This window comes from Cellulomonas olei (assembly GCF_039548315.1).
Lineage (GTDB): Bacteria > Actinomycetota > Actinomycetes > Actinomycetales > Cellulomonadaceae > Cellulomonas.
The window spans coordinates 56,014-78,482 of sequence record NZ_JBCLVN010000001.1 but is presented as its reverse complement, the minus strand read 5'-3'; the positions used below and the strand labels follow the sequence as shown (position 1 = coordinate 78,482).

Annotated in this window: 23 protein-coding genes; 13 read left to right on the top strand and 10 right to left on the bottom strand. The window is 75.8% G+C overall.

What is annotated here, in order from left to right; genetic code table 11:
- Positions 1 to 9: 9 nt before the first annotated feature.
- The 3 genes from AAHH18_RS00355 to AAHH18_RS00345 form a co-directional block, all read right to left on the bottom strand.
- Entirely contained in the window at positions 10 to 810 is an 801-nt protein-coding gene (locus AAHH18_RS00355; RefSeq protein WP_343300149.1) for an alpha/beta fold hydrolase, read from the bottom strand.
- Between the two features lie 4 nt (positions 811 to 814).
- On the bottom strand, positions 815 to 1,669 hold the full coding sequence (locus AAHH18_RS00350; protein WP_283319182.1) for an enoyl-CoA hydratase/isomerase family protein: 855 nt from the start codon (positions 1,667 to 1,669) through the stop codon (positions 815 to 817).
- Positions 1,670 to 1,807: 138 nt separating this feature from the next.
- On the bottom strand, positions 1,808 to 2,407 hold the full coding sequence (locus AAHH18_RS00345) for a TetR/AcrR family transcriptional regulator (RefSeq protein ID WP_283319183.1): 600 nt from the start codon (positions 2,405 to 2,407) through the stop codon (positions 1,808 to 1,810).
- A gap of 270 nt (positions 2,408 to 2,677) precedes the next feature.
- On the opposite strand from AAHH18_RS00345, the gene AAHH18_RS00340 reads away from it, so the two are divergent.
- A complete protein-coding gene (locus AAHH18_RS00340) occupies positions 2,678 to 3,979 on the top strand; it encodes a hypothetical protein (RefSeq protein WP_343300148.1) in 1,302 nt (433 codons plus the stop codon).
- A 13-nt stretch (positions 3,980 to 3,992) separates the two neighbouring features.
- On the opposite strand, the gene AAHH18_RS00335 is transcribed toward AAHH18_RS00340, so the two are convergent.
- Complete coding sequence (locus AAHH18_RS00335; protein ID WP_283319185.1) at positions 3,993 to 4,481, bottom strand: GNAT family N-acetyltransferase; 489 nt, start codon at positions 4,479 to 4,481, stop codon at positions 3,993 to 3,995.
- A complete protein-coding gene (locus tag AAHH18_RS00330; RefSeq protein WP_283319186.1) occupies positions 4,478 to 4,993 on the bottom strand; it encodes a MarR family winged helix-turn-helix transcriptional regulator in 516 nt (171 codons plus the stop codon). Before AAHH18_RS00330 ends, AAHH18_RS00335 begins: the two co-directional genes overlap by 4 nt.
- Before the next feature lie 94 nt (positions 4,994 to 5,087).
- On the opposite strand from AAHH18_RS00330, the gene AAHH18_RS00325 reads away from it, so the two are divergent.
- Complete coding sequence (locus AAHH18_RS00325) at positions 5,088 to 5,720, top strand: FMN-dependent NADH-azoreductase (RefSeq protein ID WP_343300147.1); 633 nt, start codon at positions 5,088 to 5,090, stop codon at positions 5,718 to 5,720.
- 105 nt (positions 5,721 to 5,825) lie between these two features.
- Here the strand turns inward: AAHH18_RS00325 and AAHH18_RS00320 are convergent, their stop codons facing one another.
- The gene (locus AAHH18_RS00320; protein ID WP_343300146.1) at positions 5,826 to 6,293 is read right to left on the bottom strand and encodes a VOC family protein; all 468 of its coding nucleotides are present in this window, start codon (positions 6,291 to 6,293) and stop codon (positions 5,826 to 5,828) included.
- A 107-nt stretch (positions 6,294 to 6,400) separates the two neighbouring features.
- On the opposite strand from AAHH18_RS00320, the gene AAHH18_RS00315 reads away from it, so the two are divergent.
- The 4 genes from AAHH18_RS00315 to gap all read left to right on the top strand — a co-directional run bounded on the left by AAHH18_RS00315 (position 6,401) and on the right by gap (position 11,326).
- On the top strand, positions 6,401 to 7,399 hold the full coding sequence (locus tag AAHH18_RS00315) for a helix-turn-helix transcriptional regulator (RefSeq protein WP_343300145.1): 999 nt from the start codon (positions 6,401 to 6,403) through the stop codon (positions 7,397 to 7,399).
- A gap of 182 nt (positions 7,400 to 7,581) precedes the next feature.
- Positions 7,582 to 9,216 carry a methyl-accepting chemotaxis protein gene (locus AAHH18_RS00310; RefSeq protein WP_343300144.1) on the top strand — a complete coding sequence of 545 codons (1,635 nt, stop codon included), beginning with the start codon at positions 7,582 to 7,584 and terminating at the stop codon, positions 9,214 to 9,216.
- A gap of 33 nt (positions 9,217 to 9,249) precedes the next feature.
- Complete coding sequence (locus AAHH18_RS00305) at positions 9,250 to 10,206, top strand: GlxA family transcriptional regulator (RefSeq protein WP_343300143.1); 957 nt, start codon at positions 9,250 to 9,252, stop codon at positions 10,204 to 10,206.
- Between the two features lie 115 nt (positions 10,207 to 10,321).
- Positions 10,322 to 11,326: a type I glyceraldehyde-3-phosphate dehydrogenase gene (gene gap / locus AAHH18_RS00300; protein WP_283319195.1), complete on the top strand. Its 1,005-nt coding sequence runs from the start codon at positions 10,322 to 10,324 to the stop codon at positions 11,324 to 11,326.
- 21 nt (positions 11,327 to 11,347) lie between these two features.
- Here gap and AAHH18_RS00295 read toward each other — a convergent pair whose 3' ends face one another.
- Both AAHH18_RS00295 and AAHH18_RS00290 read right to left on the bottom strand, forming a co-directional pair.
- The gene (locus tag AAHH18_RS00295) at positions 11,348 to 11,935 is read right to left on the bottom strand and encodes a GNAT family N-acetyltransferase (RefSeq protein WP_459349049.1); all 588 of its coding nucleotides are present in this window, start codon (positions 11,933 to 11,935) and stop codon (positions 11,348 to 11,350) included.
- On the bottom strand, positions 11,935 to 12,381 hold the full coding sequence (locus tag AAHH18_RS00290) for an SRPBCC family protein (protein WP_343300141.1): 447 nt from the start codon (positions 12,379 to 12,381) through the stop codon (positions 11,935 to 11,937). Before AAHH18_RS00290 ends, AAHH18_RS00295 begins: the two co-directional genes overlap by 1 nt.
- 108 nt (positions 12,382 to 12,489) lie before the next feature.
- Between AAHH18_RS00290 and AAHH18_RS00285 the strand changes: the two genes are divergently transcribed.
- The 7 genes from AAHH18_RS00285 to AAHH18_RS00255 all read left to right on the top strand — a co-directional run bounded on the left by AAHH18_RS00285 (position 12,490) and on the right by AAHH18_RS00255 (position 20,097).
- Complete coding sequence (locus AAHH18_RS00285; protein WP_283319199.1) at positions 12,490 to 12,651, top strand: hypothetical protein; 162 nt, start codon at positions 12,490 to 12,492, stop codon at positions 12,649 to 12,651.
- Complete coding sequence (locus AAHH18_RS00280; RefSeq protein ID WP_222170594.1) at positions 12,648 to 12,737, top strand: potassium-transporting ATPase subunit F; 90 nt, start codon at positions 12,648 to 12,650, stop codon at positions 12,735 to 12,737. Before AAHH18_RS00285 ends, AAHH18_RS00280 begins: the two co-directional genes overlap by 4 nt.
- Complete coding sequence (gene kdpA / locus AAHH18_RS00275; protein ID WP_343300140.1) at positions 12,737 to 14,407, top strand: potassium-transporting ATPase subunit KdpA; 1,671 nt, start codon at positions 12,737 to 12,739, stop codon at positions 14,405 to 14,407. Before AAHH18_RS00280 ends, kdpA begins: the two co-directional genes overlap by 1 nt.
- 5 nt (positions 14,408 to 14,412) lie before the next feature.
- Entirely contained in the window at positions 14,413 to 16,581 is a 2,169-nt protein-coding gene (gene kdpB / locus AAHH18_RS00270) for a potassium-transporting ATPase subunit KdpB (RefSeq protein ID WP_343300139.1), read from the top strand.
- A 42-nt stretch (positions 16,582 to 16,623) separates the two neighbouring features.
- Positions 16,624 to 17,223 (top strand): potassium-transporting ATPase subunit KdpC, encoded by a 600-nt coding sequence (kdpC, locus tag AAHH18_RS00265; protein WP_343300138.1) that lies wholly within the window; start codon positions 16,624 to 16,626, stop codon positions 17,221 to 17,223.
- Between the two features lie 82 nt (positions 17,224 to 17,305).
- The gene (locus AAHH18_RS00260; protein ID WP_343300137.1) at positions 17,306 to 18,250 is read left to right on the top strand and encodes a glycoside hydrolase family 43 protein; all 945 of its coding nucleotides are present in this window, start codon (positions 17,306 to 17,308) and stop codon (positions 18,248 to 18,250) included.
- Positions 18,251 to 18,483: 233 nt separating this feature from the next.
- Entirely contained in the window at positions 18,484 to 20,097 is a 1,614-nt protein-coding gene (locus AAHH18_RS00255) for a methyl-accepting chemotaxis protein (RefSeq protein WP_343300136.1), read from the top strand.
- A gap of 36 nt (positions 20,098 to 20,133) precedes the next feature.
- Here the strand turns inward: AAHH18_RS00255 and AAHH18_RS00250 are convergent, their stop codons facing one another.
- On the bottom strand, positions 20,134 to 20,799 hold the full coding sequence (locus AAHH18_RS00250) for a TetR/AcrR family transcriptional regulator (RefSeq protein ID WP_343300135.1): 666 nt from the start codon (positions 20,797 to 20,799) through the stop codon (positions 20,134 to 20,136).
- Between the two features lie 81 nt (positions 20,800 to 20,880).
- Positions 20,881 to 22,422 carry a sucrose phosphorylase gene (gene gtfA, locus AAHH18_RS00245; RefSeq protein ID WP_343300134.1) on the bottom strand — a complete coding sequence of 514 codons (1,542 nt, stop codon included), beginning with the start codon at positions 22,420 to 22,422 and terminating at the stop codon, positions 20,881 to 20,883.
- Positions 22,423 to 22,469 lie beyond the last annotated feature (47 nt).

The window sequence follows — 22,469 nt, the reverse complement described above, 5'->3', positions numbered from 1 at the left end:
CCGGGCGCGTCACCCCTCGGCGCGGAGGAACGCCGTGAGGTGCGCGGCGGCCCGGGCGGGCACCTCGTTCTCCCACGCGTGCCCGGCGCCCGCCAGCAGCAGCAGGTCCGCGTCGGGCAGCTCGGCGGTCATCGCCAGCACGTCCTCGACGGGGACGGTCGCGTCGTCGCGCCCGTGCACCACCAGCACCGGCGCGGCGACGCCGCCGAGGGCGCCGCGGGTGTCGAAGCCGCGCGTCGCCGCGAACCGCCGCACGAGGGCGGCGCTGCGGGCCGCCGCGGCGCCGTCGTCACCAGCGCCCGCGGTCGCCGCCCTGGTGGCCGGGGCCATGCGCGCCAGCAGCGCCGCGGCGCGCCCGGCGTCACCCGTGCCGAGCGCGGCGAGCAGGTCGGCGACGGGTCCGGTGACCCGCCCGGGTCGGAACGGCGCCTGGGAGGTGGCCCCGAGCACCAGCCGGTCGAGCAGCGCCGGGTGCCGCAGCGCGAAGGCCTGCGCCACCATCCCGCCGAACGACGTGCCGAGCACGTGGACGCGGGGGTGCCCGAGCGCGGTGACGAGCGCCGCGAGGTCGTCGGCGAGGTCGTCGGTGCCGTAGCCGGCGGGCGGGTACGCGCTGCCGCCGCAGTCGCGCTGGTCGTACGTGATGACCTGGAAGGCCGGGGCGAGGTGCCGGCGCAGGGGGTCGAACAGGGTCTGCCCGATCTGCAGGCCGTGGACGAGCACGAGCGCCGGCGCGTCCGCGGGCCCGGCCACGCGGAACGCGGTGCGCCCGCCCCGCAGCTCCACGCCGTGCACCTCGCCTCCGGTCACCGGGTCACCAGACCTTGCGCCCGCGGGCGTCCGCGACGAGCTCGGGGTCCGGGATGAGGGTCTTCGCCGCGACGGTCGCGAGCGACTGCTGCGAGAAGTGGAACCCGAAGTCCTCGGTGACGAGCTTGCGCCACGGGCGGTTGAGGATGTTGTGCGTCGCCCAGCGGGCGAACCGCGGCCGCTTCATGATGTCGCGCGCCAGGTCCCAGGCGCGCGGGAGCAGCTCGTCGCGCGGCAGCACGTCGCTGACCAGGCCCCACTCGAGGGCCTTCGGCGCGGGGATGGAGGTGCCGCCGTAGATGGCGTACGCGGCCCGCTTGGTCCCCAGCAGGTGCTGGAGCGCCAGGGACAGGCCGTCGCCGGGGGCGGTGCCGACCATGAAGTGCGGGTCCATGAAGTCGGCGTCCTCGGCGGCGAGCGTGACGTCGCACATGAGGGCGAACTCGGTGTGGATGCCGGGCCCGTTCACCGCCGCGATCGTGGGGATGTCGATGCAGTTGACGAAGTTCTCGATGAGCTTCCAGGCGTCGATCGTCTGCTGGAAGATGTAGTCGGGCGTCTCCTCGACGAGCGGCTTGGGCCACGTCTGGCGCGGGTCGCCCCGGAACCAGGTGTCGCCCGTGCCGGTGATGATGAGTACGTGGTTCTCGGGGTCGTTGCCGACGTCCTGCCAGACGCGGTTCCACGCGTTGTGCGCGGCCCAGTTGTGCACGTACGGCCCGCCGTCGGTGTGCAGGCGCAGCTCGAGGATGCCGTCCTCGCGCCGCATCTCGAAGAAGTCGGCGTACTTCGGCGCGTACTCCTCCAGGGGCGTCGGCGGCACGTGGCCGTCCCACCCGAAGCTCGACGTGTCCACCATGGTGAGGTCCCTCGCTCGGGGCGAGCCGTTCCCGCCCGTTGACGAGACAAAGTATCTCGTTAACGCCGCCGGCCGGCCGGGCCGCGGGTCGTGCGCCGGGAACGGGCGACGTGGCGCCGCGCGCGCAGGTTCCGGGACCTAGAGCCGCCCGGTCTGCCGCAACCCGGCCACCACGAGCTCGACGACGTCGCGCGCCTCGGCGACCGACAGGGGCCGGGCCCGGCGCAGCGTCGACCACTGCACCGGCCCGGCGAGCATCATGTTGACGAACGGCGCCCCCACCGGCGGCAGCTGCCCGGCCGCCGTGGCCAGGTCGAGGCGCCGCTGCAGGTCCGCGGTCCGCTGGTCGAGCAGCCGGACGCCCGCCCGGCGCAGGTCGTCGTCCTCGTCCACCCGCCGCAGCAGGATCTGCAGCACCACCCGCCCGGCGGGGGACGCCGCAGCCGCGGCGAACGCGTGCACGAACGCCGTCAGGTCCTCCACCACGTCGCCGGTGTCGGTGATCGGCACCGACGTCACGGCGAAGTGCTCCAGCACGTCGGCGAGCAGCCCGTCCCGGTCCGGCCACCGCCGGTAGACCGTCGCGCGCCCCACCTGCGCCCGGGCGGCCAGCTCGTCGTACTGCAGGCCGTCGAGCCCCCGCTCGGCCAGCAGCTCCACGGCCGCCGCGTACAGGCGCTCGGTGACCCGGCGGGTGCGGCCGCCGGGGCGGCGGGTCGGGGCTCCGTCAGCCGGCATCGCGCTGGTCCTCCCGTTCGACGGCACCGACCTTAGCGGGGTGAGCCGACCGGCCTGCCCATCAGCCCGGGCCCCTCGGCGCGGCCCCCGCCTCCGCGCCCGGGCTCGGCGGGGACCTTCCGCACCACCGGAGCGAGAAGTCCGCACGCTCCCGCACGCCCCGGGGGTGCCGCGGCCCCCGGTGCCGCGCCTACCGTCCGGACCGACGGGTCCCCGCACCGCCCGGACGCGGCGCGGCGCGGACCCGCGCCCCCACCGTGAGGAGACCCGATGCGACCCCCTGCACCCCGCCGCCGGACGACGACCGCCCCGGCGCTGGCGGCGGCGGTGGCCCTGCTGACCGCGTGCGGCGGCGGCGGCACCGGCACCGACGGCGCGGGCGCGCAGTCGCCGGAGCCGGAGGTCTCGCCGGTGTCGTACCCCGTGCCGGAGGGCTGCCCGACGGGTCAGGAGCTCAGCCTGGTCTCCGTCGGGGAGGACGACTGGGCCGAGCCGCTCGACGCCGCCCTGCTGGACGGGGAGCTGTCGACGCCGCTGCTCCCCGGCGGCTGCGGGTACGTCGTCGGGGACGAGGGCACCACGGACTCCGGGACGCGCTACCGGCGGCTCGTCGTCGAGTACTTCAACCTCGACACCCCGGGCCGGCCGACGCAGGCGGACGTGCGGGCGTGGGGCGAGGCCGCCGGCGGGGTGCCGACGGAGGTGACCGACCTGGACGGCAACCCCACCGGGGAGTACAGCGACACGTCCCTGCGCCTGCCCGACGACTTCACCGGCTTCACCAACGCCGTGGTGAGCTGGGTGGACGGCGAGACGTCGTGGCGGTTCGACCCCGAGAACGACGTCATCCCCGCGTTCACGCAGGGCGCGAACGCGGAGGTCGGCCTGTACCTCGAGGCCGAGCGGGTCGAGGCGATCCAGGCCGCGGCCGCCGCCCCGGGGGCGTCGGCGGGTGCCGGCATCGACCCGACGACGGCCCTCGCCCAGGGACTCTCCGCGACGTTCTCCACCTCCTACAGCGTCGTCGACGGCGAGGGCTACACCGCGACGTACGAGCTGTCGGGCCGGATGCAGCCCTTCACGTCGGACGTCACCGACGCCCCTCCCGGTCAGCTCGAGGCCGTGGGCGCGTCGGGTGTCGGCGGGTCGGTGACCAACACGACGGCGGAGCGCAACATGACCGCGCCGGCCGTGAGCGTCGTCGCGCTGTACCCGCTGGAGTCGGCGGCGTGCAGCGGCTACAACGGCATCTCGGCCGAGGGCGCGGACTGGCAGGACTCGGCGTACTGCGTGCTCGGCCTCGGCTCCGTCCCCGGGGCGCAGCTCACCCCGGACGGGACGCAGTCGTGGGACGCCGCGGAGAGCAGCCAGAGCCTCGGGCCGTACGACGAGACCGGACCGGCGCTCGCGGAGCTCAACGCCCCCGTGTCGGTCTACGCGCGGTTCGGCGGGAAGGGCTCCGGGCTGACCGGGGTCGACTGGACGGCGGACGTCGGCTGCCACGTGCAGAGCACCAACGGCGGCACGTGGGTCGTCGTGATGGACGGGTGGCCGGAGGTCCTCTGCGGCTGACCGGGTCGCGGGGTCAGTCCAGCTCCTTGCCGTAGCACCGGGACTGGGCGAGCACCTCGTACGGCGGGTAGGTCGGGATCCGGGACCAGCCGAGCGCGACGTACAGCCCCTCGGCCTCCGGCTGCCGGTCCCCGGTCTGCAGCACGAGACGCCGGGCGCCGGCGGCGCGGGCCACCCGCTCGGCCTCCGTCATGACCGCGCGGCCGATCCCGCGGCCGCGGTGGCCGGCGGCGACGACGACGCGCTTGACCTCCCACTCCCCGTGGTGCTCCCGCAGGGCGGCGTGCCCGAGGGGCGTGCCGTCGTGGTCCACCGCGAGCACGACGTGCCGGATCGTGGCGGGGTCGACGGCGAGCGCCTCGCGCGCCGCGTCGGACATCGGGCCGAGGTCGCCGTACCGCTCGCCCATCTCGGCGTCCATCGCGGCACGCAGGGCCGCGGCCCGCGGGTCGTCCCAGGCCACCGGCTCGAGCGTGTACGGCGGGTGGGCCGTGCCGGTCACGCGTCGCCCCGGTCGGTGATCGGGGCGACGACCGCCGCGAGCTCGGGCACGGCGGCCTGCACGACAGCGCGTCCGGCGTCGCCGAGCGCCGCGAACCGCTCGGGGCCGAGCAGGTCGACGACGACGCGGCGCACCTCGCGGACGTGCCCGGGTGCCGCGGACTCGACGCGCGCCCGCCCCTCCGGGGTGAGGCGGGCGCTGGTCCGCTTCCCGGCCGCGACGCACGACCCGCGGACGACCAGGCCGGCGTCCTCGAGCCGCCCGACGGCGTGCGACAGGCGCGAGGGGGAGCTCTGGGAGAGGCGGGCCAGGTCGCTCATCGCCGCCTCGTCGTGGGGGCTCTCCGAGAGCGCGGCGAGCACGTGGTACTCGAACAGCGTCATGCCGGAGTCGCGCTTGAGCTGGGCGTCGAGCACGACGGGCAGCGTCATGACCAGCGCCATGACCGCGCGCCAGTCGTCCAGCTGCGCACCCGACAGCCACGGCGTGACGTCCGGCTCCGGCTGTGACATGCCGTGCAGTCTACGGGTGTTGAACTTTCAATGCGAGCGTGTCTAGAGTGCGCGACGTCTTGAACTTTCAACACCTCGTTGGCAGGAGCCACCCATGACCGTGCTGCGCGTCGACTCGACCATCCAGGGCGACCGTTCCGCGAGCGCCGCGCTCGCCGACCTCGTGCTCGCCGAGCTCACCGCCTCCCGCCCGGCCGAGGCGGTCGTGCACCGCCACCTCGGCCGGGACCCGCTGCCCGCCGACGCCTGGGCGACCGCCGTCGGCGCGGGCTGGACGGCCCCCGAGCAGCGCTCCCCGGAGCAGGCGGGCGCCGTCGCGCTCGCCCAGCAGCTCGCCACCGAGCTGCGCGAGGCCGACGCCGCGGTGCTCGCCCTGCCGCTCTACAACTGGGGTGTCTCCCAGCACGTCAAGACGTGGATCGACCTCGCCATCGCGGGCGGCGCCCCCGGCGACCGGCTGCTCGACGGGACGCCCGTCGTGCTCGTGACCACGCGGGGCGGCGGCTACGGCCCCGGCACCCCCAAGGAGGGCTGGGACCACGCCACCGGCTACCTGCGCCGGATCCTCGCGGAGGTCTGGGGCGCCGACCTCACGGTCGTCGAGCGCGAGCTGACCCTGGTGGGCGTCAACCCCGCCCTCGACGCGCTCGCCGAGCCGGCCGCGCTGCAGAAGAAGGAGGCCGAGGCGGCGGCAGCGGCCGCGGGGCGGGCGCTCGCGGCGCGCTGACACGCGGACCCGCGCGGTTCGGCAGCACGGGACTCCGCGGATGCACGTCACGGCTCGCCCGGACCTGGGCGGGCCGTGACGTGCTGCACCGGCCGGTGCCGGGGCTCATCCCGCGCGCGGCGCCTCCACGTCGACCACCCACGTCACCCCGAACCGGTCGGTGAGCATGCCGAAGCCGGGGCTCCACGGGGACGCCACGAGGGGCTCGACGACCTGGCCGCCTGCCGCGAGGCCGTCCCACAGCGGGGTGACCTCGTCGAGCGACCGACCGCGCAGCGACTGGAAGAACGGGCGGTCGGTGAGGGTCAGGCCGTTCTCGCGCCGGGTGCTGCCGGCCGGCCCGGCCAGGCCCGGGGCCGGCTCGCCGGGGACGTCGTACGCCATGAGCCGCAGGCCGTCCGGGGTGTCGAGCTGCCCGAACACGAGCCGGTCGGCACCGGGGACGTCCTGGGGTGCGCCGAGGTCGGCGTACGTCGCGGTGGTGAGGGTGCCGCCGAACACCGCGCGGTAGTGCTCGAGCGCCTCGCGGGCGGTGCCGCGGAAGTTCAGGTGGGTGGTGGTCGTCAGGGTCATCGGGTCCGTCCTTCGCGTGGGTCGGCGGTCACCGGGCCGGTGCCGTGCCGCCACGGTGGACCATGTCGCGGACAGGTCGTGTCCTCGACCGCGCGCACACTGGGGGCGTGCCCGGGACCGCCACGCGCCTGCTCGCCCTGCTCTCGCTGCTCCAGTCCCGTCGCGACTGGCCCGGGCAGGTGCTCGCCGACCGCCTCGACGTGACCACCCGGACCGTCCGGCGCGACGTCGACCGGCTGCGCGAGCTCGGCTACACCATCGCCGCGACGTCGGGCCCCGACGGCGGCTACCGCCTGGCCGCGGGCTCGGAGCTGCCGCCGATGCTGTTCGACGACGAGCAGGCGGTGGCGGTGGCCGTCGCGCTGCGGCACGTGCCGTCCAGCGGCGTGGACGTCGACGAGGCGGCCGCGCGCGCCCTGGCGACCGTCCGGCAGGTGATGCCGTCGCGGCTGCGGCACCGCGTCGACGGCATCCGGTTCTCCGGCTCACCGCCCGCGGAGCGGGTCGACCCGGCGGTGCTCGAGGCCGTCAGCTCCGCGACGCGGGAGCGGCGGACGCTGCGGTTCGACTACGCCGGCCGCGCGGACCCGGTGCGGGTGGAGCCGCACGCCGTCGTCGCCCGCGGGGGCCGGTGGTACCTGCTCGCCTGGCACCCGGGGGCCGCGGGCTGGCGCACCTACCGGCTGGACCGGATGGCGCCGCGGCACCCGGCGGGCGCGCGGTTCGACCCGCGGCCGGTGCCCACCGGCGACGCCGGCACGTTCCTCGCGGCCCGCGCGCGGGGCCTCGACCCCGGCGTCGACGCCGGCGTCGACACCGCGCCCAACCCCGCACCGGACCCCGACGCCGCCGGGGCCTGGCCCTGCACAGGGGAGGTCCTGCTCGAGCTCCCGGCGGCCGCGGTCGCCCCCTGGCTGGGCGACGGCGTCCTCGTGCCCGTCTCGGCGACGGCGTGCCGGGTGACGGCGGGGTCGTGGTCGTGGGCCGGGCTGCTCGCGTGGGTGCTGCGGTTCGACGCGCCGTTCACGGTGCTCGGGCCGGACGCCTTCGCCGAGGCGACCGCGGCGCTCGCACGGCGGGTGGGGGCAGCGGCGGGCGGTGCGTGAAGCAGTTCGGATCGCCGAATCTGCGGATCAGGTCCGCTCAAAGTCCCAGGTCGCGGGGTGGACACGGGAACCCCGCCGCCCGCGAGGGACGATGGTCCCCTCCTGAGCGCGCCCGCGACGGCGATCAGCAGTCCACGGCCGGCACGACACCGGACGACCACTGGACACAAGGGGGCCGTGCCATGGGCACGACAGCACCGACAGCACCGCACCGCCGCACGCTCGTCGCCTGGTTCCGGGACCGGGGCGTCAGCACCAAGATCCTCGCCGCCGTCCTGGTGGCCGCCGCCGTCGGCGCGGCCGTGGGCGTCATGGGCATCGCCGCGCTCGGGCGCACGGACCAGGCGACCACCTCGATGTACGAGCAGAGCTTCAAGGGCCTCGAGTACGCGGCCGTCATGCGCCGCGCGACGGTGGAGATGCGGTTCCAGGTCGCGAACCACATGCTCGTGACCGACGACGCCGCGAAGGACGCCGCCGAGCAGAAGATCGACGCGTCGGAGGCCGAGATCCGCGACGCCGCCGCCACGTACGGCGAGCTGAGGCTCGGCGCGGAGCAGCGCGCGTCGCTCGACGAGTTCGTGACGGGCCTGGACGCCTACGCGGCCGTCCGGGACAACGACCTGCTGCCGGCCAGCCGGGACCGCGACCTGGCCCGGTTCGTCGAGCTGCGCGACAGCAAGGCGCAGGGCCTGATCGACTCGATGAACGCGAGCGTCACCGCGCTGGTGGACCACGAGAGGGAGTCGGCCGCCGCGGCAGCCGACGCCGCCTCCCGGCAGTACCGCAGCAACCGCCTGCAGGTGATCGTGCTGCTCGCCGTGGGCACGGCGCTGGCGGTCGGCCTCGGCATGGTGGTCGCGCGGTCCATCCGCGGCGGGATCACGCGGGTGCGGGCCGTCGCCGAGGGCATCGCGCGCCGGGACCTGACGGTCCGGGCCGCGCTCGGCTCCCGCGACGAGCTCGGGCTGATGGGCGAGGCGCTCGACACCGCGATGGACGACCTCGGGCAGGTCGTGGCCACGATCGACGCGTCGTCGGGCGCGCTGTCGGCGGCGGCCGAGGAGATGTCGGCGACCAGCGGGGAGATCGCCGCGGCGGCGGAGCAGACGTCCGCCCAGGCCGGCGTGGTCGCGGCGGCGGCCGAGCAGGTGTCCCGCAACGTCCAGACCGTGGCCGCGGGCTCCGAGCAGATGGGCGCCTCCATCCAGGAGATCGCGCAGAACGCGGCGCGCGCCGCGGAGGTCGCCGACCGCGCGGTCGCCACCGTCGGCTCGACGGCGACGACCATGGCACGCCTCGGCGACGCGAGCCGGCAGATCGGCAACGTGGTCAAGCTCATCACCAGCATCGCGGAGCAGACCAACCTGCTCGCGCTCAACGCCACCATCGAGGCGGCCCGCGCCGGCGAGGCCGGCAAGGGCTTCGCGGTCGTCGCCGGGGAGGGCAAGGAGCTCGCGCAGGAGACCGCCAAGGCCACGGGGGACATCGCCCAGCAGGTGGAGGCCATCCAGTCCGAGGCGGGCGGCGCGGAGGCGGCGATCGACGAGATCAGCGGGATCATCGGGCAGATCAGCGCGTTCCAGGGCACGATCGCGAGCGCCGTGGAGGAGCAGACCTCCACGACGGCGGAGATCAACCGGAGCGTCGCCGAGGCGGCCACCGGATCCAGCGAGATCGCCGCGAACATCTCCGGGGTCGCCGACGGCGCGTCGGACACCACGCAGGGGGTCGCGCAGTCGCGGGACGCCGTGCAGTCGCTCGCCGCCATGTCGGCCGACCTCCGCACGCTCGTCGGCAGCTTCCGGGCGGGCTGACCGGCGGTCCGGCACGGCGCCTACGCTGGCGCCGTGCCGGACACCCGCCTGCGCCGCGTCGCCGTCCTGGTGCTCGAGGGCGCCAAGCCGCTGGACGTCGGGATGCCCGCGCAGGTGTTCACCACCCGGCCGTCCATGCCGTACGAGGTCCGGGTGTGCGGGCCCGCGCCCGGCCTGGTGCGCGGCGGCGACGGCCTGTCGTACCACGTGGCCGACGGCCTCGACGCGCTGGCGTGGGCGGACGTCGTGTTCATCCCCGGGTACCGGTTCCCGGACCGGGAGGACCCGCCGCCCGCCGTCGTGGCGGCCCTCGTCGCGGCGCACGGGCGCGGCGCGGACCTGGCGGCGATCTCGACCGGGGCGTTCGCGCTGGCGGCGACCGGGCTGCTGGACGGCCGGCGCGCGACGACGCACTGGCACTACACGCGCGCGTTCGCGGCCCGGTACCCCCGCGTGACCGTGGACGAGAACGTGCTGTTCGTCGACGAGGGCAGCCTGCTCACGTCCGCGGGCGCGGCGTCCGGCCTCGACCTGTGCCTGCACATCATCCGGCGGGACCTCGGCGTCGCGGCGTCGAACCACGCGGCCCGGCGGCTGGTCGCGGCGCCGTACCGCAGCGGCGGCCAGGCGCAGTACGTGCCGCGCAGCGTGCCCGAGCCCCTGGGCGAGCGGTTCGCCGCGACCCGGGAGTGGGTGCTGCGCCGGCTCGACGCCCCGCTGACGCTCGAGGTCATGGCGCGGCACGCGGCGGTGTCGCCGCGCACCTTCTCCCGGCGCTTCGTCGACGAGACCGGCTACACGCCGATGCAGTGGGTGCTGCGGGTGCGCGTGGACGCGGCGCGGGAGCTGCTCGAGCGCTCGCAGCGCTCCGTCGAGCAGGTCGCCGCCGACGTGGGGCTGGGCACCGGCGCGAACCTGCGGCGGCACTTCCAGCGGGTGCTGGGGACGACCCCGAGCGAGTACCGCCGCACGTTCACGCGCGGCGAGTAGGGGCCGCGGCCCGGCTGGCGAGATCCGTGCGGACCGTGGCGCCTCGGCCGCTGTCGGGCGCGCGCCCGCCCGGACAGGCTGGTCGCGACCGATCAGGCACCACCAGGAGGACACCATGACCCGCATCGCCGTGAACGGCTTCGGCCGCATCGGCCGGAACGTGCTGCGCGCGCTGCTCGAGCGCGGCAGCGACCTCGAGGTCGTCGCCGTCAACGACCTCGCCGAGCCGGCCGCGCTGGCCCGGCTGCTGGCGTTCGACTCCACCGCCGGCCGGCTCGGCCGGCCCGTCACCGTCGACGGCGACGCGATCGTCGTCGACGGGCACCGCATCCGGGTGCTCGCCGAGCGCGAGCCGTCCGCGCTGCCCTGGGCCGAGCTCGGCGTCGAGGTCGTCCTCGAGGCGACCGGGCGGTTCACGTCCGCCGCCGCGGCCCGCGGGCACCTCGACGCCGGCGCGCGCGTCGTGCTGGTCGGCGCACCGTCCGACGGCGCGGACGTGACGATCGCCTACGGCGTCAACACCGACGCGTACGACCCGGCCGTCCACACCGTGGTGTCGAACGCCTCGTGCACCACCAACGCCCTGGCCCCGCTCGCCCTCGTCCTCGACCAGCTCGCGGGCATCGAGCACGGGTTCATGACCACCGTGCACGCCTACACGCAGGAGCAGAACCTGCAGGACGGCCCCCACCGGGACGCCCGCCGGGCGCGGGCGGCAGCGGTCAACATCGTCCCGACCACGACGGGCGCCGCGAAGGCCATCGGCCTGGTCCTGCCGCAGCTCGACGGCCGGCTGTCCGGCGACTCGATCCGCGTCCCCGTGCCCGTCGGCTCGCTGGTCGAGCTGAACGCCACCGTGTCCCGCGACGTCAGCCGCGACGACGTGCTGGCGGCGTACCGGGCCGCGGCGGCGGGGCCGCTCGCGGGGGTCCTGGAGTACTCGGAGGACCCGCTGGTGTCGTCCGACATCACCGGCGACCCGGCGTCGTCGGTGTTCGACTCGCTCCTGACCCGCGTCGACGGCCGGCACGTCAAGGTCGTCGCCTGGTACGACAACGAGTGGGGCTTCTCGAACCGCGTCGTCGACACGCTCGAGCTGCTCGCGCGCTCGCTGGCCTGAGGCCGGGCCGCCGCGCGCGCCTCACCCGCGCGCGGCGGCCTGCTCCTCGCGCAGCAGGGCGTACGCGAACGAGTCCAGCCACCGCCCCGACCGGTGCAGCGACTCGGCGCGGAACGTCGCCTCGCGCCGCATGCCGATCCGCTCCATGAGCCGCCACGACGGCGTGTTGTCCGCGAAGCAGAGGGCGGTGACGCGGCGCAGGCCGAGGTCGGTGAAGCACAGCCCGAGCACGCGGGCCGCGGCCTCCGTCGCGAGTCCCCGGCCGTGGTGCGCCGGGTCGAACGCCCAGCCGAGCTCCGCCTGCGTCGCCGCGGCGTCGCCGGCCACCTCCGTCTGCGCCCAGGCGTCCTCGACGCGGACCATGAGGTCGCCCACGACGACGCCCTCGTGCTCGGCGACCAGCGTCACGCGCAGGCGGTCCGGCTCCGCGAACTGCGGGGCCCACGCGTCGAGCGCGCCCGGCACGGCGGTCATCCACTCCGCCACGGCCGGCAGGCGCCGGTACCGCCACACCGCCTCGGCGTCGGAGGCGGTGGCGGGGCGCAGCGTCAGGCGCTCGGTGGTGACGGGCCAGGCGAGGTCCTGCAGGGCGGGCGGCACGGTCCCCATCATGCGCGCGGCGACGGCCCCGCGGAGCCGGTCTCGGACACCCGGCGGAGGCGCTGCAGGTGGTACCGCCAGCCCTCGGCGTGCTCGGCGGGCAGCGTGGGCGGGGTCCCGGCGGTCGCGAACCCGGACTCGGTGAGCGTCACCTCCGTCCCCGCCCCGGCGGCGGCGAGGCGGATCGTCACGTCCAGGGGGTGCGCCCACGACGGCTCGCGCCACCGGAACGCCAGCAGGCCCGGGGCGTCGCACCGGACCACCTCGCCGGTCGCGGACCGCACCTCGCCGTCCTCGGTCCACGTCTCCACGAGCGGGGACCCGGCGACGGGGTCGAAGACGAGCTCGGGCCACCACGCGGCGCGCCCGGCGGTCAGCGCCCACCAGACCGCGTCGGGCGCGGCGGCGACGGTCTGCGAGACGGACACCGATCCGGGCGGGGACGACGGGGGCACGACCGGACGGTAGCGCGGACGCCCGCCGCACGGGATCCGTGAGCACCGCGTCGCGGGCCGTATGGGATCCGTGAGGATCGCCGCCGGCACCCCGACGGCGGGCGTGTGATGGGCGACGGCCCCGCTCTCGCCGGGGTCGCCGCCCGGCCGAGCGCCGGTGCGGCCCCGTCCGAAGGGAGCCCCCTCGTGCTGGACCTGGTTGTCGTGGCGGCCGTGGTCGTCCTGTTCGCCCTCGTGGGCGCGGTGGCCTCGGGGGTGGAGCGGCTGTGATCGTGCTCGACCTGCTGGCCGTCGTCCTGGGCGTCGCGGCGGTGGTCTACCTGGTGTGGGCGCTCGTGAAGCCGGAGCGGTTCTGATGGGGGCGGGCTGGGCGGCCGCCGCGCAGCTGGCGGCCGTCGTGCTCGTGCTCGCCGCGCTGTACCGGCCGCTGGGCGACGCCATGGCGCGGGTGTACACCTCCGGCCGGGACCTGCGGGTGGAGCGCGTCCTGTACCGGGTGCTGGGGGTGGACCCGGGGTCGGAGCAGTCGCCGCGGGCGTACACGCGCAGCGTCCTGGCGTTCTCCCTGGTCGGCGTGCTGCTCGTCTACGCGCTGCAGCGGCTGCAGGCGTGGCTGCCGTGGGACCTGGGCCTGCCGGGCGTGGGGCAGCACCTCGCGTTCAACACGGCCGTGTCGTTCGTGACGAACACGAACTGGCAGGCGTACTCCCCGGAGGCGACGCTCGGCTACGCGGTGCAGGCCGGTGCCCTGGCGGTGCAGAACTTCGCGTCCGCGGCGGTCGGGCTCGCGGTGGCCGTCGCGCTGGTGCGCGGGTTCGCCCGGCGCCGCAGCGGGACGATCGGCAACTTCTGGGTCGACCTGGTGCGGGGGACGCTGCGGATCCTGCTGCCGCTCTCGGTGGTCGCGGCGGTCGTCCTGGTCGCCGGCGGCGTGGTCCAGAGCTGGTCCGGGTTCACCGACGTGACGACGCTCGCCGGCGGCACGCAGACGCTCCCGGGCGGCCCGGTCGCCTCGCAGGAGGCCATCAAGCTGCTCGGCACCAACGGCGGCGGGTTCTTCAACGCGAACGCGGCGCACCCGTACGAGAACCCCACCGCGTGGACGTCGGCGTTCGAGGTGGTGCTGCTCCTCGCGATCCCGTTCAGCCTGCCCCGGACGTTCGGGCGGATGGTCGGCAGCGACCGACAGGGCTACGCGGTGCTCGCCGCGATGGCGTCGATCTTCCTGGTCAGCACCGTGGCGCTGACGGTCGTCGAGATGCACGGCGCCGGCACCGCGCCGCAGCTCGCGGGCGCCGCGATGGAGGGCAAGGAGCAGCGGTTCGGCGTCGCGGCCTCCGCGCTGTACGCGGGCGCCACCACGCTGACGTCGACGGGGTCGGTGAACGCGATGCACGACTCGTTCACGGCGCTCGGCGGCCTGTTCCCGATGCTCAACATGATGCTCGGCGAGGTCGCTCCGGGCGGTGTCGGCTCCGGCCTGTACGGGATGCTCGTGCTCGCGGTCGTCGCCGTGTTCGTCGGCGGCCTCATGGTCGGGCGGACGCCGGAGTACCTGGGCAAGCGGATCGGGCCGCGCGAGATCAAGCTCGCGTCCCTGTACATCCTCGTGACGCCCACGCTGGTGCTCGCGGGCACCGCGCTGTCGTTCGCGGTCCCGGGGGTGCGCGCCGGCGTGGAGGGCTCCATGGCCAACCCCGGCGTGCACGGCTTCTCCGAGGTGCTGTACGCGTTCACGTCCGCGGCCAACAACAACGGCTCGGCGTTCGCGGGGCTGACGGCGAGCACGCCGTGGTTCGACTCGGCGCTGGGCGTCGCGATGCTGCTCGGCCGGTTCGTGCCCGTCGTGCTGGTGCTGGCGCTCGCGGGCTCGCTCGCCGCGCAGGACGTGGTCCCCGCCACCGCCGGGACGCTCCCCACCCACCGGCCGCAGTTCGTCGGCCTCCTCACGGGCGTCGCGGTGATCGTGACCGCCCTGACGTACTTCCCCGTTCTCGCGCTGGGTCCCCTGGCGGAAGGGCTGTGACTCCCATGACGACGCTCCTGCAGCAGGACCCCGCGCAGCAGGCCCCCGGCGGCCCGGCGGCGCCGGCCGCACGTCCCCGGCGCGGGCTGAGCGCGGCGCAGCTCCGCGAGGCCCTGCCCGGCGCGCTGCGCAAGCTCGACCCGCGCGTGATGTGGCACAACCCCGTGATGTTCGTGGTGGAGGTCGGCGCCGTCCTGACGACGCTCCTCGCCGTCGCGGAGCCGTTCACCGGCGGCCCCGGGGAGTCGGGCGGCACGCCCACGCCCGTGACGTTCACGGCGGCGATCGCCGCCTGGCTGTGGGCGACGGTGCTGTTCGCGAACCTCGCCGAGGCCGTGGCGGAGGGCCGTGGCAAGGCGCAGGCGGACAGCCTGCGGCAGACCCGGTCGAGCACGACGGCCACCGTGGTGGTCGGCTACGACGCGGCGGCCGACCCCGCGGCGGAGCGCGCCCGCACCCGGACGGTCGCCTCGCCCGACCTCGCGCTCGGGGACGTGGTCGTCGTGACCGCCGGCGAGCTGGTGCCGGGCGACGGCGACGTGGTGTGGGGCATCGCCTCGGTGGACGAGTCCGCGATCACCGGCGAGTCCGCGCCGGTGGTCCGGGAGTCCGGCGGCGACCGCAGCGCGGTGACCGGCGGGACGCGCGTGCTGTCCGACCGGATCGTCGTGCGGATCACCTCGACGCCGGGGGAGACGTTCGTCGACCGGATGATCGCGCTCGTCGAGGGGGCCGCGCGGCAGCGGACTCCGAACGAGATCGCGCTGAACATCCTGCTGGCGTCGCTGTCCGTGGTGTTCGTGGTGGTCGCGCTGACCCTCGGGCCGGTCGCGTCGTACGCCGGTGCGGCCGTGAGCGTGCCGGTGCTCGTGGCGCTGCTGGTGTGCCTCATCCCGACGACCATCGGCGCGCTGCTGTCCGCCATCGGCATCGCGGGCATGGACCGGCTGGTGCAGCGCAACGTCCTGGCGATGTCCGGCCGCGCGGTCGAGGCCGCCGGCGACGTCACCACGCTGCTGCTCGACAAGACCGGCACCATCACGTACGGCAACCGCCGGGCGGTGGCGTTCCTGCCGCTCGCCGGCGTCCCGGAGGCGGAGCTGGTGCGGCGCGCGGCGCAGGCGTCCGCCGTCGACCCGACCCCGGAGGGCCGCTCGATCGTGGACCTCGCGGTCGCCGGCGGGGTCGCCGGCGGGGCGGCCGACGTCGCCGACCTGCCGCCCGGGACGGACGTCGTGCCGTTCACCGCGCAGACCCGCATGAGCGGCGTCGACCTGCCCGACGGCACGGTGGTCCGCAAGGGCGCCGGCAGCGCGGTGCTGGCCTGGCTCGCGGCGGCGGAGGCGCCGGCCGGGCTGACGGAGGTCGTCGAGCGGATCTCCGCCGACGGCGGCACCCCGCTGGTGGTCGCGGTGCAGGACCGCGACGGGGAGGGTCGGGTCCTCGGCGTCGTCCACCTCAAGGACGTCGTCAAGGAGGGCCTGTCCGACCGGTTCGCCGAGCTGCGCGCCATGGGCATCCGCACCGTGATGATCACGGGCGACAACCCGCTGACCGCCCGGGCCATCGCCGCGGAGGCTGGCGTGGACGACTTCCTCGCGGAGGCGACGCCGGAGGACAAGCTGGCGCTCATCCGGCGCGAGCAGGAGGGCGGGCACCTGGTCGCGATGACCGGCGACGGCACCAACGACGCCCCCGCGCTCGCCCAGGCGGACGTCGGCGTCGCGATGAACACCGGCACGTCGGCCGCCAAGGAGGCCGGCAACATGGTCGACCTCGACTCCGACCCGACCAAGCTCATCGACATCGTGCGGATCGGCAAGCAGCTGCTCATCACGCGCGGCGCGCTCACCACGTTCTCGCTCGCCAACGACGTCGCGAAGTACTTCGCGATCATCCCGGCGCTGTTCGCCGGCGCGTTCCCGGGGCTCGCGGCGCTCAACGTCATGCACCTGGGCTCGCCGGCCTCGGCCATCCTCTCGGCGATCGTGTTCAACGCGCTCGTCATCGTCGCGCTGATCCCGCTGGCGCTGCGCGGGGTGCGGTACCGGCCCGCCGCCGCGTCCGCGCTGCTCGGCCGCAACCTGCTCGTCTACGGGCTGGGCGGCGTGGTCGCCCCGTTCCTCGGCATCAAGCTGATCGACCTGGTCGTCAGCCTGCTGCCCGGCTTCTGACCGGCGCGCCGGACCCCGACCCCCGAACCCCGAGAAGGACCCATGAGCTCCCCCCGCACCACCTGGCCGCACGTGCGCGTCGCCCTGCGCGCGATGCTCGTCCTCACCCTGCTGCTCGGCGTCGGCTACCCGCTGCTCGTCACCGGCCTCGGGCGCCTCGTGCCGGCGCGTGCCGACGGCTCGCTCGTCACCGGGCCGGACGGCGACGTCGTCGGCTCGGCGCTGATCGGCCAGGCGTTCACCGACGCGGACGGGGCGCCGCTGCCGCAGTACCTGCAGCCCCGGCCGTCCGCGACCGGGTACGACGCGGCGGCCTCCGCGGGGTCGAACCTCGGCCCGGAGAACCCGGACCTCGTCGCCGCCGTCGAGGAGCGGCGCGAGGCGGTGGCGGCGTTCGAGGGCGTCGACCCCGCGGCGGTGCCGCCGGACGCCGTCACCGCGTCCGCGTCGGGCCTCGACCCGCACATCAGCCCGGAGTACGCCGAGCTGCAGGTGCCGAGGCTGGCGCGGGAGCGCGGCCTGACGCCCGACGAGGTGCGCCGCGTCATCGCGGACGCCACCACCGGGCCGGACCTCGGGTTCCTCGGGCAGGCGGCGGTGGACGTGCTGCAGGTCAACGTGGCGCTCGACCGGCTGGCGTGACGGGCGGGCGCCGGCGGTGGTGTAGAACGGCGGGGACCCCCGCGACGCCGCGCGGGCGACCGCACGCACAGGAGCGCCCCGCATGACCGAGCCGTACGGCTACCTGCTGGTCCACTTCGTGGAGGACCAGGTGGGCCACGCCGAGAAGATCTACTTCTCCCTGTCGGTCGGCGACGACCCGCTGCGCTGGCGGCGGCTCCGCGGCGGTGAGGCGGTGCTCGAGTCCACCGGCGGGACCGGCGGCGTCCGCGACCCCCACCTGGTGCGCGGGCCGGACGGCTTCCACCTGCTCGCGACGGACCTGCGCGTCTGGCGGCCGGAGGGCCCGGACTGGTGGGCGTACCGGCACCGCGGCAGCCGGGACCTCGTCGTGTGGGACTCGCCGGACCTGGTCACCTGGTCCGCGCCGCGGTACGTCACCGTCGCGCCGCCCGGTGCGGGCATGGCGTGGGCGCCGGAGGCCGTGTACGACCCCGTGTCGGGCGACTACCTGGTGCACTGGTCGTCCGGGCTGGACGACGGCGGACCCGACGGCGACGCGGGCCGGGACACGGGGCCCGCCCGGATCATGGTGGCCCGCACCCGCGACTTCCGGACGTTCACCGAGCCGCGGACGTACCTGGAGCTGCCCGTCGGTGTGATCGACATGACGGTGCACGTCACCGGCGACGCCGTGCACCGGTTCGCCAAGCAGGACGACGACGCGCCCGGGTCCTGGGGCGTGTTCCACCAGGTCGGCCCGTCGTTCTTCGCGGACGACTTCGTGACGGTGGCCCGGAACATCGGCGCCGACCTCGGCTCCCACGTCGAGGGGCCGCTCGTGTTCCGGGCGCACCACGAGCACCGGTGGTACCTGTGGGTGGACCGGTACCCGGAGCTGCCGCAGGGCTACCGCGCGCTGACGACCACCGACCTGCGGTCGGGGGACTGGCGGCCGGTGCCCGACCTGGAGCTCGAGCCGAACACCAAGCACGGGGTGGTCCTGCCGCTGCTGCGCCACGAGCACGCGGCCCTCGACGCCCTCTGAGGTGACCGGCGCCGGCCGGTCCGGCGCGCCGTCGCGGTGCCACCCCCGGGGTGGACCCGTCGACCCTCCGCGCCCCGGCGCCGCCACGAACGGGTGGTCCGGCGTGGGCCGCGCGTGGTCGGGGCGCTGGGCCGATCGGGTGCAGCGGTCACGGAACACCGCGAAAACCTGCGGATCGGTCGGGATGTGCCGAATGGGCCGGGTGTCCAACTCGTGCCACCGAAGGAGCAGTCATGCCCGTGCAGCCCGTCGATCCCCCGCTCGTGGTGCGGCGCCGAGGGCCCGCGAGCTGGCCGCTCGCCGTGAAGCTGGGCGGCAGCCTCGCCCTGCTGGCCCTCGTGGCCGTCGTGCTCGCCGCGGTCTCGACGACGCGGCTGCTCGCGATGGCGGCCAGCCAGGACGAGATGGACTCCGACGGCGTCGTGCCGCTGGTCGCGGTCGCCGACCTGCAGCGGGAGTTCACCGCGCAGCGGCTGGCGTACGTCCGGCTCGCGCTGGTCGACGAGCAGGACGTGGAGGCGGAGCTCGGGGAGATCGGCGAGCGGGACGACCGGATCGCCGACCTGACCGGGACGCTGGTGGCGGAGCTGGGGTCGGACGGCGCCGCGGGCGAGATCCAGGAGGCCGTCGCGGCCTACGAGCAGACGGCCTCCGAGGACTACGTCCCCCTGCTCCGCGCCGGCGACCCGGCCGCGGTCGACGTGGTGAACGGAACCCTGCGCGCGGCCGGGCAGGACGCCGACCAGCTCATCGACCAGGTCTCGGACGCCGCCGGGACGCGGGCCCACGACATCGCCGCGGACGGCGAGCGGCTCGTCCGGCAGTCGGTGCTGGTCGTGTGGGTCGTGCTCGCCGGCGCCCTCGCCGTCGTCGGCGTCGTCGCGGTCCTGGTGCTGCGCCAGGTGCTGACCGGCCTGCGGTCGGTCCAGACCTCGCTCGTCGCGATCGCCGACGGCGACCTCACCGTCGCGCCGCGGGTGGTGTCCGGCGACGAGGTCGGGCAGATGGCCTCGGCGCTCGCCACCGCGCAGACGCAGCTGCGCGGCACGATCTCCCGGGTGGTCGAGGCCGCGCAGACGGTGGCCGCGGCGACCGAGCAGCTCTCGGCGTCCTCGACGCAGGTGTCGGCGTCCTCGCAGGAGACGGCGACCCAGGCCGGCTCGGTCGCGGCCTCCGCCGAGCAGGTGTCGCGCAGCGTGCAGACGGTCGCCGCCGGCGCGGAGCAGATGGGCGCGAGCATCCGCGAGATCGCCCAGAACGCGTCCGAGGCGGCGAAGGTCGCGGCGTCGGCGACGCAGGTCGCGCAGTCCACCACCGAGCAGGTGAGGCGGCTCGGCGAGTCCAGCCAGGAGATCGGCAGCATCATCAAGGTCATCACCAGCATCGCGGAGCAGACCAACCTGCTCGCGCTGAACGCGACGATCGAGTCGGCCCGTGCGGGCGAGGCGGGCAAGGGCTTCGCGGTGGTCGCCGGCGAGGGCAAGGAGCTCGCGCAGGAGACCGCGAGGGCCACCGAGGACATCGCCCGCCGCATCGACCGCATCCAGACCGACACCACGGGTGCGGTCGCCGCGATCGACGAGATCTCCGAGACGGTCGGGGCGATCAACGACTACCAGACGACCATCGCGAGCGCCGTCGAGGAGCAGACCGCCACCACCGCGGAGATCTCGCGCTCGGTGGCGGAGGCCGCGACCGGGTCGGGGGAGATCGCGCAGACGATCAGCGGCGTCGCGCAGCAGGCGGACGCCGCGAACCAGGCGCTCAACCAGGTCGACCAGGCGGTCGGCGAGCTCGCGCGGATGGCCGAGACGCTGCGCGGCGACGCCGCGGTGTTCCGGGTCTGACCGCGGGCCCCCGGCCAGGCCGGCGGGCGGGGCGGCTCACGCGGCCGCCCCGTCCACCGCGCCGCCCGTCGTGCCGCCCGTCGCGCCGTCCGGAGGGGCGGGCACGCACAGCCCCGCGAGGGCCAGCGCCGCCGCGTCCGCCGCGGCGCCCACGAGCGCGTCGTCGCGGGTGGTGAGCCACAGCATCCCCAGGCCCGAGCCGGCCGAGGTGAAGGCGCCGGCCAGGGCGTCGATGGGGACCGTCCAGGACAGCCGCATCCGGTGGCTCCAGCGGGCGACGAGGTCACCCACGGTGCGGTCCGCCTCCGTGCGGCTCCGGGCCGCCCGGTCCGGGGAGTGCCGGGCGACCGTCACCGTGAGCTCGTGGAGCAGCAGGTGGCGCTCCGGGTCGGACCGCACCGCCAGCAGGAGGCCCTCGAGGGCGTCGCGGAACGCGGTGCGCGGGTCGGGGTGCTCGAACGCGGCGTCCCCGGCGGGGTGCAGCACCGCCAGCGCCTCACGCTCGAGCAGAGCCTCCACGAGCTCGCCCCGCGAGGCGAAGCAGTAGTGGAAGGCCCCGTGGGCGAGACCCGCCCGCTGGGTGACGGTCCGCGTGGTGACGGCGGCGAGCCCGCCGTCGCGGGCGACGGCCGAGGCGGCCTCGAGCAGCTGCTCGCGTCTCTCCTCGACCGGTCGGTGCTCCTGGTGCCGCATCGTGGCCATGGCGGGACCTCCTCGCGCGCCACCGTAGTGGCGCGGCGGGCGGGTCGCCCCGGCGAGGGCTCCCGCCTGCGGGGGCGCCCGTCAGGCCGGCGACGACGCCACGTCGGAGTCCGTCAGGACGGTGCGGGAGACCCCGTGCGTGGTGGCGTGCACGGCGAACGCGCCCGTGGCCGCGTCGAGCTCGAGCTCCGCCGTCTCGGCCCCGGACGTCCACCGGAGCCGGGCGGTGGTGCCGGTCACCTCGGGGTGGAACGTGCCGCCGAACGCCGGGTGCGTGGTGCGCAGGCGCAGCGCGGTCAGCTGGGCGCGGACCGCCGGCCGGTCGAGCGCCGCAGCCACCTCGTCGTCGGTGTACCGGTGCCGGTTGACGTCCCGCCCGACGCCGGTCGCCGCGAGCAGGTCCATGTCGTTCTCCCCGGCGAGCAGGCCCACGTAGTACACCTGCGGGATGCCGGGCACGAACAGCTGGACCAGGCGCGCCAGCACGTAGCGGCGGTCGTCGCGACCCAGCGCGTCGTAGAACGTGCAGTTGACCTGGTAGAGGTCGAGGTTGGACGCGGCCGCGCCGGTGGCCTGCCGGCTGGTGCCGCCGCTGTTGTCGTGGATGCGCTCGACCAGGGCGTCGATGTCCGCGGGCGGCAGCAGCCCGGGCTCGCCGGGACGCAGGTCGCTGGGGCCGACGTCGACGATGCCGATCCCGTCGTGCGTGTCGAGCACCGTCACGGCGTTCGCCGGCCGGATGCCGAGCCAGCGGTCGAGCGGCGCGAGGTCCCCGGTGGTCAGCGCGTGCAGCACCAGCGGCGGCAGCGCGAAGTCGTAGACGAGGTCGACGGTCTGCGCGATCTCGACCTGCTGGAGGTAGTGGCCGTGCACCTCCACCAGCACCTGGGCGCCGCGGGCGTGCGCGTGCTCCACGATGCGGCGCGTGTACGCGTCGGTCGCGGGCGTCATGAAGCAGTCGGTGCCCGCCTCCTTGCCCGTGTACCCGACGGCGTCCAGGCGCAGCACCGTCACCCCGCCGGCGGTCAGGGCGTCGACCACGGACGTGAGGTAGTCCCACGCCTGCGTCGTCCGCAGGTCGATGTCGACCTGGTCCGGGGTGAACGTCGTCCACACCAGGCGCCGCTCGCCGCCGAGCGTCATCGCCGTGAACGGCAGCCCGGGCCGCGGGCGGTAGATGCGCGCGAGGTCCTGCTCGGTGGCGCCGTCCGGGAACACCGACCCGAGCGTGAGGAACATCGGCGCCCAGGGGGAGGCGTCCCCCCGCTCGCGCACGTCCTGGAACTGCGCGGACTCCGCCGAGACGTGGTTGACGATGACGTCGGCCATCACCGTCCGGCCGTCCGCGAGGCGCCGCACGTCGTCCCACGTGCCGAGGCGCGGGTCGACCACGGTGTGGTCCCGCGGGTCGAACCCCGCGTCGGTCCCGTCGAACGGCGTGAAGAACGGCAGCACGTGCACGCCGTCGAACGCGCCGGCCAGCGGGCCGTCGAGCAGCCCGGCGAGCCGGGCCACGTCCCCGCCGAGCCGGTCCGCGTAGGCGATGAGCTGCGGCCCGGTCCGCACGGCGGGGGCGGGGGGGACGTCGGGCACGGCCGGGGTGGCGGCGGGCTGGTCGGTCACGGCGGGTCTCTTCTCCGGTCGGTCCGCCCGGGTCGCGGGCGGGTCGG